Origin of the sequence: Paracidovorax sp. MALMAid1276, from assembly GCF_049198005.1 — a bacterium.
Classification (GTDB): Bacteria; Pseudomonadota; Gammaproteobacteria; order Burkholderiales; family Burkholderiaceae_C; genus Acidovorax.
On sequence record NZ_JBMIRS010000150.1, the window covers coordinates 1 to 10,539 of the forward strand.

Annotated in this window: 9 protein-coding genes and 1 pseudogene; 6 read left to right on the forward strand and 4 right to left on the reverse strand. The window is 61.6% G+C overall.

The window, feature by feature from the left end:
- Positions 1-234 precede the first annotated feature (234 nt).
- The 6 genes from ACOQFS_RS10085 to ACOQFS_RS10110 all read left to right on the forward strand — a co-directional run bounded on the left by ACOQFS_RS10085 (position 235) and on the right by ACOQFS_RS10110 (position 8,669).
- Entirely contained in the window at positions 235-690 is a 456-nt protein-coding gene (locus ACOQFS_RS10085; protein ID WP_421562750.1) for a hypothetical protein, read from the forward strand.
- A 76-nt stretch (positions 691-766) separates the two neighbouring features.
- Positions 767-2,092 (forward strand): TolC family protein, encoded by a 1,326-nt coding sequence (locus ACOQFS_RS10090; protein ID WP_421562751.1) that lies wholly within the window; start codon positions 767-769, stop codon positions 2,090-2,092.
- Between the two features lie 12 nt (positions 2,093-2,104).
- Complete coding sequence (locus tag ACOQFS_RS10095) at positions 2,105-3,622, forward strand: efflux RND transporter periplasmic adaptor subunit (protein ID WP_421562752.1); 1,518 nt, start codon at positions 2,105-2,107, stop codon at positions 3,620-3,622.
- The gene (locus tag ACOQFS_RS10100; protein ID WP_421562753.1) at positions 3,619-6,765 is read left to right on the forward strand and encodes an efflux RND transporter permease subunit; all 3,147 of its coding nucleotides are present in this window, start codon (positions 3,619-3,621) and stop codon (positions 6,763-6,765) included. The genes ACOQFS_RS10095 and ACOQFS_RS10100 overlap by 4 nt, the downstream gene beginning before the upstream one ends.
- Positions 6,766-6,773: 8 nt before the next feature.
- Positions 6,774-7,718 (forward strand): alpha/beta fold hydrolase, encoded by a 945-nt coding sequence (locus tag ACOQFS_RS10105; RefSeq protein ID WP_231940667.1) that lies wholly within the window; start codon positions 6,774-6,776, stop codon positions 7,716-7,718.
- Positions 7,719-7,739: 21 nt separating this feature from the next.
- The gene (locus ACOQFS_RS10110) at positions 7,740-8,669 is read left to right on the forward strand and encodes a sensor domain-containing diguanylate cyclase (RefSeq protein ID WP_056419579.1); all 930 of its coding nucleotides are present in this window, start codon (positions 7,740-7,742) and stop codon (positions 8,667-8,669) included.
- A 75-nt stretch (positions 8,670-8,744) separates the two neighbouring features.
- On the opposite strand, the gene ACOQFS_RS10115 is transcribed toward ACOQFS_RS10110, so the two are convergent.
- From ACOQFS_RS10115 to ACOQFS_RS10130, 4 genes and pseudogenes are all read right to left on the reverse strand, one after another.
- The gene (locus tag ACOQFS_RS10115) at positions 8,745-9,248 is read right to left on the reverse strand and encodes a hypothetical protein (protein WP_015012969.1); all 504 of its coding nucleotides are present in this window, start codon (positions 9,246-9,248) and stop codon (positions 8,745-8,747) included.
- Positions 9,249-9,266: 18 nt separating this feature from the next.
- Positions 9,267-9,590, reverse strand: coding sequence for a heavy-metal-associated domain-containing protein (locus ACOQFS_RS10120; protein WP_421562754.1), 324 nt, complete (start codon positions 9,588-9,590; stop codon positions 9,267-9,269).
- A gap of 233 nt (positions 9,591-9,823) precedes the next feature.
- Positions 9,824-10,276 (reverse strand): PaaI family thioesterase, encoded by a 453-nt coding sequence (locus tag ACOQFS_RS10125; protein WP_056419573.1) that lies wholly within the window; start codon positions 10,274-10,276, stop codon positions 9,824-9,826.
- A gap of 151 nt (positions 10,277-10,427) precedes the next feature.
- Positions 10,428-10,539, reverse strand: a pseudogene (locus ACOQFS_RS10130) (IS5/IS1182 family transposase); the annotation flags it as partial.

A 10,539-nucleotide genomic window follows, 5' to 3' on the forward strand; every position in this document is an offset into this window, starting at 1 on the left:
AACCTGCTGTTTGCCTTCCTCTACAACGCGCTGGGCATACCGATTGCTGCAGGGCTGCTGTATCCCTTCACCGGATGGCTGCTGTCGCCAATGATTGCGGCCCTGGCGATGAGCCTAAGTTCGGCGTCCGTGATCGCCAACGCCCTGAGACTTCGCAAGGGTTGAGATGGGTCGGCAGGCTGGGATTTGATCTAGGTTAAGTCCGTGGCCATCGCTGGGGATACCATTCGCACCATGATCTTCGCCAGAAGCACCGTATCGCGCCAAGGACGCTGGATAACCAGCGTTCTGGTCGCGGCGTTGCTTCTGATGCAGTTCGCGTTGGCCGCCTATGCCTGTCCCAAGCTGGACTCCGCAACCCATGCTGCGTTGATGCAAAAAGCGGGCATGGCGATGGAAGATGCCGTCGGCATGCCCTCCATGCCCGATTGCCACGCGATGGCGGGCACCATGGATGAGCAAGATCCCCAGCTGTGCCGAGCCCATTGTGATGGCGACAGCTTGTCCTCCCCTTCGCTCCAAGGTCTCGATCTGCAGTCGCTCGCGGCGCACGCCATCTGGGTCGCCTATGTGCTGCCTGTGATTCTGGACGCCGAGCGGCATATTGACCCTCGGGCTGCCTACGCGGAGCTGGACAGTCGAGCGGGCGCTCCCCCCATCTATCTAACCCATCAGGTCTTTCGGAATTGATCGTGCACGTCTTGCGCGCTGCCTTGCAGCGTTTGCGCAAGTCTGACTTCGTGCCCCCTTCATTTCGAGGACCACCATGCCCATTTCCTCCTTCGGCGCTCCCTGCGAGCGCCTGTCTGCGCACCAGCGCATTCGTCCCATCTCGCAGCGCATCCAGGTGCGCAACCTCCACCATCTGCGCCTGGGCGCTCTCGGGTTCCTGCTGGCCGGCACCGGCTTGGCTGGGAACCCGGCGCACGCCCTGGGCTTTGCCGAGGCATTGGACTTGGCGGAACAGCAAAGTCCCCGCATCGCGGCGCAGCGACTGCAGATTGACGCAGCCAGCAGCACCCAGAAGGCCGCAGGGACGTTGCCGGATCCCAAGCTGTCAGTCGGCATCGAGAACTTTCCCGTCAGCGGCATGGACCGGTTCAGCCTCACACGCGAGTCCATGACCATGCAGCGCCTTGCGCTGATGCAGGAGGTGCCCAACCGGGCCAAGCGCGATGCCCAGATCGCCAGTGCCCAGGCCAAAGTGGAACGCGAGCGCGCCGCCCTGGGCGTCCAGCGCCTGCAGATCCGGCAGGAGCTGAGCCAAGCGTGGATCATGGCCCAGGCCATTGAACAGCGCGACCAGGTGCTCGCCGGTCTACTGAGTGAGAACCAGCGCCTGCAGGACAGCCTGCCTGCCCGCATCGCGGGGGGGATGGCCCAGGCCGCAGACCTGCTGATGGCCAGGCAGGAGGCGCTTGCGCTGTCGGACCGCAGGGACGATCTGCAGCGGGATCGGTCCAAGGCCAGGGCGATGTTGCGGCGCTGGGTTGGCGCCCGGGCCGACGAATCACTGCAGGGAACTCCCGGGCCGCTGAGCCGGCCCCTGGAGCAGTTGCGCGCAGAGGTGCATCGCCATGCCGAACTGGCGCAGTACCCCGCCATGCAGGCCATGGCCTTGGCGGAAACACGCGAAGCCCAGGCAGAAACCAAGGGTGATTGGTCCTGGGAAGTCGCCTACAGCCGCCGCGACCGCCGCTGGGGCGACATGGTGTCCTTCCAGGTGACCTTTGACCTTCCCTGGCAACAGGAGCGACGCCAGGCACCCCAGATCAAGGCCAAGCAGCTGGAGCTGCAGCGCCTGGAAGCCGAGCAGGAAGACGTGACCCGCAGGCATCTGCAGGAGCTGGAGGACAGCGCCTCAGAACTGGCGGCACTGAACAGTCAGATCGAGCGGCTGCAATCGGCTGGCATGGGCTTGGCAAAGGGGCGTGCCGAACTCGCGCTGGCCAATTACCAGTCTGCCAAAGGCGACTTGAGCGCCGTGCTGGCGGCAAGGGCCCAAGTGCGGGAGACGCACTGGCGGCTCATTGATTTGCAGGCACAGCGGGACACCGTAATTGCCCGCCTGAACAGCCTGATCGCCGACTGAAGGGAGAACCACATGACAAATTCTGTTTTCAAGAAGACCGCTGTGGCCGTGGCACTGGTGGCTGCTGGCATCGCTCTCGGCTGGGGGGTCTCCCAATGGCGCATGGCGAGCAGTCATCCGTCTGGCGCTACCCCTCCATCGGCAGAAGCGGCGAAGGCCGACCGCAAGGTACTGTACTGGTACGACCCCATGGTGCCGACGCAGAAGTTCGACAAGCCCGGCAAGTCGCCCTACATGGACATGGCCCTGGTCCCCAAGTATGCCGATGAGGACACACAACAAGGCTCCGGTTTGAATGTCTCTGCCCAGGCGGTGCAAGCCCTCGGCCTGCGCACCGCCACGGTGGAGCAGCGCGACATTGGGTCCGATGTGGATGTGCTGGGCACGGTCCAGCTGAATGACCGGGATGTGAGCATCGTTCAGGCGCGCTCAGCCGGGTTTGTGGAACGGGTCTACGCCCGCGCCCCGGGCGACGTGGTGGCCGCAGGCGCGCCATTGGCCGACCTGCTGCTGCCCGAATGGTTGGCGGCGCAGCGCGAGTTTCTCGCGGTCCGGGCGCTCAAGGACGAATCGTTGACGGCAGCGGCGCGCCAGCGGTTGTTGCTGCTGGGTATGCCGGCCTCGCTGGTGGCCCAGGTGGAGCGCACGGGCGAACCTCAAGGCCGCTACACGGTGACCTTCCCGCAGGCTGGGATGGTGGCCGAACTGATGGTGCGCCAAGGCATGACGGTCTCTGCGGGGGCCAACCTGGTGCGCGTGAACGGTTTGGCCAGTGTCTGGATCGAGGCAGCCGTTCCCGAAGCGCAAAGCGGTCCCTTGCAACTGGGGCAGGATGCCCAGGTCCGCCTGGCCGCGTTTCCGGGCGAAATCCTCAAAGCCCGTGTCGTAAGCATCCTGCCAGAGGCCAACCGGGACACCCGCACAGTGCGCGTGCGCCTGGAGCTTCCCAACCCTACCCAGCGCCTGAAGGCGGGCATGTCCGGACAGATTGTCCTGGCGGGACGTACACAACCAGCGCTGCTGGTGCCCAGCGAAGCGGTGATCCGCACCGGCAAGCGGGCGTTGGTCTACGTGGTGGACAGTCCTGGAAAGTACCACCCCGTCCAGGTGCAACTCGGTGCGGAAATCGATGACCGCCTCGTCGTTCAAGGCGGGCTGACCGCAGGACAACAGGTGGTCGCCTCGGCACAGTTCCTGATCGACTCGGAAGCCAGCCTGCGAGGAATCTTGCCTGCACAGTCTCAAGGCAGCAGCGCACAACCAATCAGTGAACAGGGTCCTTCGACCTCTGCTGCTCCGGCGTCCAAAAGCTTTACCGTGCGGGGAGTGGTCGATGAGGTCACACCGACTGAGCTGACTCTGACCCATGATGCCGTGCCTGAACTGAAGTGGCCTGGCATGACCATGCCCTTCAAGCTGGCGAGTCCTGAATTGGCCAAGACATTGAAACCCGAGCAGCAGGTCACGTTCACCTTCCAGCAACAAGGCAAAGATTTCGTGATCACTGCCGTGGAAAGGGTCAAGCCATGATCGCACGTCTGATCCGTTGGTCGGTGGCGAACCGGTTCCTGGTCCTGCTGGCAACCGTGATGCTCACGGCCTGGGGCGTGTGGGGCGTGCGCAGCACCCCCGTGGATGCACTTCCCGATTTGTCGGATGTCCAGGTCATCATCCGCACCTCCTATCCCGGCCAGGCGCCGCAGATTGTGGAAAACCAGGTGACCTACCCGCTGGCCACCACCATGCTGTCCGTCCCGGGCGCCAAGACGGTGCGCGGCTTCTCGTTCTTTGGCGACTCTTTTGTCTACATCCTGTTCGAGGACGGTACGGACCTGTACTGGGCGCGCTCCCGCGTGCTGGAGTACATGAACCAGGTGCAGGGGCGACTGCCCGCCACGGCCAAGTCGTCGCTTGGCCCCGACGCCACTGGGGTCGGCTGGATCTACCAATATGCCCTGGTAGACCGCACCGGTAAGAACGACCTGGCCCAGCTGCGGGCCCTGCAGGACTGGTTCCTGAAATTCGAACTCAAGAGCTTGCCCAATGTCGCGGAAGTGGCGTCGGTGGGCGGCATGGTCAAGCAGTACCAGGTGGTGCTTGATCCGATCAGGCTCGCAGCCCAAGGGCTCACTCAGGGACAGGTGCGAGAGGCCATTCTGGGCGCCAACCAGGAAACGGGCGGGTCGGTGCTGGAGTTGTCCGGGGCCGAGTACATGGTGCGCGCCAGCGGCTACCTCAAGACGCTGGACGACTTCCGGGCCATCCCGCTGGTGTCACGCGCCGGCATTCCCGTGCGCCTCGGCGATGTTGCAACACTCCAGATCGGACCGGAGATGCGGCGCGGTATCGCCGAACTCGACGGCGAGGGCGAGGTGGCCGGTGGCGTGGTGGTCCTGCGCTCAGGCAAGAATGCCCAGGAAACCATCCAGGCCGTCAAGGCCAAGCTCGGCGAGCTGCAAAGCAGCCTGCCCCCGGGGGTGGAGATCGTCACCACCTACGACCGCAGCGCACTCATCGAGCGGGCGATCCACAACCTCACCACCAAACTCGTGGAGGAGTTCATCGTGGTGGCTGTGGTCTGCGTCTTGTTCCTCTGGCACTTGCGCTCGGCACTGGTCGCCATCATTTCTCTGCCGCTGGGGATCATGGCGGCGTTTCTGGTGATGCGCTACCAGGGCATCAACGCCAACATCATGTCCCTGGGCGGGATTGCCATCGCCGTGGGCGCCATGGTCGATGCAGCCGTGGTGATGATTGAGAACGCCCACAAGAAGCTGGAGGCCTGGCAGCACAAGCATCCCGACCGGCAGTTGGTCGGGGAAGAGCGCTGGAAGGTGATCACCGAAGCCGCCGAGGAGGTGGGCCCCGCGCTGTTCTTCTCGCTGCTGATCATCACCTTGTCCTTCGTGCCCGTCTTCACGCTGGAAGCGCAGGAAGGTCGCCTGTTCGGACCGCTGGCGTTCACCAAGACCTATGCGATGGCCGCAGCAGCGGCTCTCTCGGTCACGCTGATCCCCGTCCTCATGGGCTACTGGATCCGAGGGCGTATCCCTGACGAGCAGAAAAACCCGATCACGCGCGCGCTGATTGCCGTGTACCGGCCTTGCCTGGAATGGGTTCTGCACCGCCCCAAATCCACACTGGTCATCGCCGTGCTGGCGCTGACGACCACGATCTGGCCCCTCTCGCGGCTGGGGGGCGAGTTCCTGCCCAGGCTGGACGAAGGCGATCTGCTGTACATGCCGTCGGCGCTCCCGGGCCTGTCGGCCCAGCGGGCGACGGAGCTTCTGCAACTGAGCAACCGGATGATCAAGACGGTGCCCGAGGTCGAGCGCGTCTTCGGCAAGGCTGGCCGCGCGGAGACCGCAACCGATCCGGCCCCGCTGGAAATGTTCGAGACCACGGTGAAGCTCAAACCCAGAGACCAATGGCGTCCAGGAATGACGCCCGAGGGCCTGATCGAGGAGCTGGACAAGGCCGTCAAAATCCCCGGCCTATCCAACATCTGGATTCCGCCCATCCGTAACCGGATCGACATGCTGGCCACAGGCATCAAGAGTCCCATCGGGGTTAAGGTGACCGGCAACGACCTGAAGGTGATCGATGTGATCGCCGCACAGGTCGAGCAGGTCGCCAAGGGCATTCCGGGAGTGACTTCGTCGTTGGCAGAGCGCCTGACGGGGGGGCGCTATGTCGATGTCCGCATCGACCGCACGGCCGCAGGTCGCTACGGGCTGAACGTGAGCGAAATCCAGGCCGTGGTCTCCGGGGCCATCGGTGGTGAAAACATCTCGGAAACGGTCGAGGGCTTGGCCCGCTTCCCGATCAACCTGCGCTATCCGCGTGAGTGGAGAGACTCGCCCGAACGCTTGGCCCAATTGCCCATCTCCACCCCCATGGGGCAGCAGATCACGCTGGGTACGGTGGCCAGCATCGCCATCACCGATGGGCCACCCATGCTCAAGAGCGAGAACGCCCGCCCATCGGGCTGGGTATATGTCGATGTGCGGGGGCGCGATCTGGCTTCCGTGGCCAATGAGCTGCGCGATGCCGTGAGCCGACAGATCAAGCTGGAGCCCGGGGTCAGCATCACGTACTCAGGCCAGTTCGAGTACCTGGAGCGGGCCAATGCCCGCCTTAAGGTAGTCGTGCCCGCCACCTTGCTGATCATCTTCGTGTTGTTGTACTTGACCTTCTCACGCATGGGGGAGGCAGGACTGATCATGGCGACACTGCCGTTCGCATTGACCGGGGGTATCTGGTTCCTGTACCTGATGAACTACAACTTGTCCATCGCAACGGGCGTTGGCTTCATTGCCCTGGCAGGGGTGGCAGCAGAGTTTGGGGTGGTCATGCTCATCTACCTCAAGCAGGCGCTGGCAGAGAGATGTCCAGACGGCGGGCAACCTACGCTGGAGGAGCTTCTGGACGCCATTCGGGAAGGCGCCGTGCTACGCGTCCGGCCCAAGGCCATGACCGTGGCCGTCATCCTGGCGGGCCTGGTACCCATCGTGTGGAGCAGCGGGACAGGCTCGGAGGTCATGAGCCGCATCGCGGCTCCCATGCTGGGCGGTATGGTGACCGCACCGCTGCTTTCTTTGTTCGTGATTCCTGCAGCCTATGTGCTGATGCGAAAGCCAAGGAGAGTGAAAACAGAGGCATCTGGAGGCTGAACGCTGCGTTGCGCAAGCTGGTGCTAGCGATAAACCAGTTGTTTCTCACTCCCAATCGCGCACGCTTGCATGCTATTTTGCGCACGGTGCAGGCGTCAGGCGTGCAAAATCTGCGGACTGACCGCCCGGAAAGAACAACAGTGGAAATTCGTAAGCGCAACAACGTGCATGTGATCGATGCAATTCGCCCGGACGTCCCCGTGCTCGTCTATGCGCACGGCTTTGGGTGTAGCCAGCATATGTGGCGACACATCACTCCGGCCTTTGAAGGTAAGTGCCACCAGGTCTTGTTCGACTACGTCGGCTGCGGCCAATCAGACTTGGCCGCCTTTGACCCCGTGAAGTACGCAAGTCTGAAAGGCTACGTGCAAGATCTGCTGGATGTATGCGACGCATTGGGCATCGAGCGCGGAGTGCATTTTGTTGGACATTCGGTCAGCGCCAGCATCGGCCTGCTGGCCTCCATCGAGCGACCTATGCTTTTTGATCGCCTGATTCTGGTCGGCCCGTCGCCTTGCTACATCAATCACGCTCCGGACTACCTTGGAGGGTTCGAGCGCCAGGATTTGGAGGGCCTATTGGACCTCATGGACCAGAACTTCATGGGCTGGTCCAGCTACCTCGCACCCATTGTGGCGGGAGCGCCGCAGGCAGACAGTCTGGGCGGAGAGCTGTCCGAGAGTTTCTGCTCAACCGATCCTACGATGGCTCGTATCTTTGCGCAGGCAACCTTCTTTGCGGATACCAGAGAGGAGCTGTCACGCGTGACCCGGCCGAGTCTGATCTTGCAGCATGGCAACGATGCGTTGGCGCCCCATTCGGTGGGGGAATACATGCACAAGAAGCTCAGGGACAGCACGCTGGAAGTGCTGGACGTGACCGGACACTGCGCCCACATGAGTCATCCGCACTTGGTGACGGCCGCCATGCAGCGATATCTCTCCTTAGCGTGAGCGAAACCGAGAGGGCGGAACATGCTGGCGGTTGATGACATCCCTTGCGCGATGATGATCACGGACCCGGTGGGGCACATCGTGCGGATGAACAGGGAGTTCCTTGTCCTGATCGGGGGCACGGAGGCGTTTTGGCTCGGCCACTCCATGGATGAACTGTTGACACCAGCTTCTCGAATTTTCAGCCAGACCCACCTGTTTCCCACGCTGCATCACGCCAAGAGTGCGCGCGAAGTATTCCTCCACCTGCGCGGTGTTGGCGGCGAGACTGTTCCTGTCATGGTCAATGCGGTCAGCAAGCGCCTGGAGACGGGCGACCACATCGTATGGGCCTTTTTTGTGGCCCGCGAACGCAGCCGTTTCGAAGGCGAGTTGATCAAGGCCCGTGCAGAGGCCCAGGGTCTTGCCCAGCGCTTGGCCGCCAGCAATGAACAGGTTGAATTGCAGAATCGCCAGCTTTCGGAACTGAGTCTCTCTGATCCGCTTACAGGTCTTAAAAACCGCCGTGCGCTGGAATTGACCGTGCAAGAGTGGCAACGGACGGCCTCTCGACAGAGTTCCGTGTCGTTGTTGATGGTGGACGTGGACTACTTCAAACGGATCAACGATGCGCATGGCCATCCCGAGGGCGACCGGGTGCTGGTGAACTTTGCTCGCCAGTTACAGGCAGGCGCCCGTGGTTCGGACCTGGTGGCGCGATACGGCGGGGAAGAATTCGTCCTCTGGTTACCTGATGCGGACGCAGAAGCCGCTGCCCGAATCGCGGAGCGGGTGCACAAATGCGCCAGACGGGTTCGCTCATTGGCGGGGCCAGTAACGGTCAGTGTCGGGCTGGCATGTGCAGTACACCAAACCGGAGCGGATTTCCTCGCCCGGCTGCTAAAACGCTCTGATGAAGCTGTTTACAGGGCAAAGGCGCTCGGGCGCAACTGCACAGTGGTTAGTGACTGAGTCACCCAGCCTCGCGCAGCTCACCAGCGTTTGGAATAGTGATAGCTTCCCCCGCAAAGAACGTTCGCGGTGAGACTACTTGGATGGCATGGCTGCTTGGCGGTCCACCATCATTTGCATCATCTGTTCCATCATGGCCATGCGGCGCTCCATTTGAGCGTGCATGCCCATCATGCCTCCCATACCCGAGTTTCCGGAGGCTGCAGGCATGGCAGGTTTGGTCTGCGCCCCTTGCTGCATCATTCCCATCCCCATGCCACCAGAACTACCCGCGCCCATCGTGGCCATGCCTGACTGCATGAGCTTCATGTGCTCCTCCATCAGCGCTGAGCGTTCGGCGGGAGTCTTGGCCGCCTGCATTTTTTTGTGCATTTCCTGCATCGCCTTCATCTGACGATCAAAGGCGTCCGGTGCAGACGCGGCAGTGGCTGCCGGGGCAGACTGGGTTGTGACGCCGCCGCTCTGTGCATCTCCGGGGTGGTGGCCTGCGTGTTCGTCCTCAGGTTTTGGCGATTGCGCGACGGCACAGCCTGCCACGAATAGGGTTGTCAACAGCCCAGCGACGATGTTCAGACGCATGATGGTCTCCTTGGTAGTTCAACTGCAGCATGACGACGTACGGTTCGCAGCGCCTTGATCCACGTCAACAGGGGCTACGGGCCGAGACGCACAGCAGCAGCCACCGGTTGTTCGGCGAGATGCAGGACTCACCGCCGCGTCTGCTTTATATCCAGCACGCTCAATCGCTGAGCGGACAAGCTCCACGGTGCTTTCTCCGGCTTGCGCCGGAATGCGTACCTGACGTGTAGCTACGTCGATTTCTACTTCGACGCCCCCAGGCAGTTGGGCCTGAGCTATTGCACGACCAATGCGCTGGGCGCAAGTGCCGCACGTCATATCAGGAACATTGATATGGACCATGTGAGCTTCCTTTGGTTGATTCACGTTTTGACTATGAACCTTGCCACGGTGGGAAGGTCAAGGCCTCACGGAATTCAATCGGCATATAAGCTCGGAAAGCAGCAAACGAGCCCATTGCTGGTGGTGTCTCTACGAGTTAGAACGCTCGCGCCTTGGGTGAACGACCGTCGAAAATCTCCATCTCAGCCGAGGGGAAGGACACCTTTGGCGCCTTGCGCATTCCCGCCGCGTGCCTAGCGCGCAGGCGCCACCATAGCGGTGGCAATTGCCAAATGCTGGGCTGGCCCTGTACCTGCCTGAGAGAGAAAGCCCTCGGCGAACGAGAAGTTTTTAGCAGATCGAACCACATGCGCTTGGAATGCAAGCGACTCGTTGACAAGTGCAAGGGACAAAAATTTGACCGACAACTCCAGAGTGACGACGACCTTGGAATCGTAGTGACCCAAACCGGCAAGCACGAAGGCTGCATCAAAACCTGCGGCGATAACACCGCCATTGATTGCGGAGGTTCCTCCACCTCCCTGAAGGCCAGATTCGATTTTGGTGAAATTGATGATCGCCAAGCCTGGCTCTTTGAACGCCCCCCTAAACCCAAACCAAGCAATTTCTTTCCTGGCGTTGAATTGAGCCAATTGCTCTTCGCGCTGAGTGGAGACTAGGCGAAACGGGATGGTCGGACTATGCATGGGAAAGCAATGGTGCGTTTACCGTCCAAATGTACATTGAGGGCTCGTCCAAATGTACATTCAGGATGCGTCCAACCTTGCATCCAAGACACTTGCGGCAGGGGATTTCTCGAATGAAGGTTCGATAGTTAGGGCAACGCTGATTAAGGATTTATCCGTAAATAATATTAACGGGCAGACTGATCTTCCGCAAGGCGATGATGGCAGCGGCCAGGTGGTTGAGAGCGAGAAAGGTGTGCTCCAGCTTTTCGTATCGCACGAGC

Bases quoted from the DNA above. Each gene is read 5' to 3' on its own strand.
- ACOQFS_RS10095 (WP_421562752.1), top strand. From the start codon at position 2,105: ATGACAAATTCTGTTTTCAAGAAGACCGCTGTGGCCGTGGCACTGGTG.
- ACOQFS_RS10125 (WP_056419573.1), bottom strand. From the start codon at position 10,276: ATGCATAGTCCGACCATCCCGTTTCGCCTAGTCTCCACTCAGCGCGAA.
- ACOQFS_RS10100 (WP_421562753.1), top strand. From the start codon at position 3,619: ATGATCGCACGTCTGATCCGTTGGTCGGTGGCGAACCGGTTCCTGGTC.
- ACOQFS_RS10115 (WP_015012969.1), bottom strand. From the start codon at position 9,248: ATGCGTCTGAACATCGTCGCTGGGCTGTTGACAACCCTATTCGTGGCA.
- ACOQFS_RS10085 (WP_421562750.1), top strand. From the start codon at position 235: ATGATCTTCGCCAGAAGCACCGTATCGCGCCAAGGACGCTGGATAACC.
- ACOQFS_RS10090 (WP_421562751.1), top strand. From the start codon at position 767: ATGCCCATTTCCTCCTTCGGCGCTCCCTGCGAGCGCCTGTCTGCGCAC.
- ACOQFS_RS10120 (WP_421562754.1), bottom strand. From the start codon at position 9,590: ATGGTCCATATCAATGTTCCTGATATGACGTGCGGCACTTGCGCCCAG.
- ACOQFS_RS10110 (WP_056419579.1), top strand. From the start codon at position 7,740: ATGCTGGCGGTTGATGACATCCCTTGCGCGATGATGATCACGGACCCG.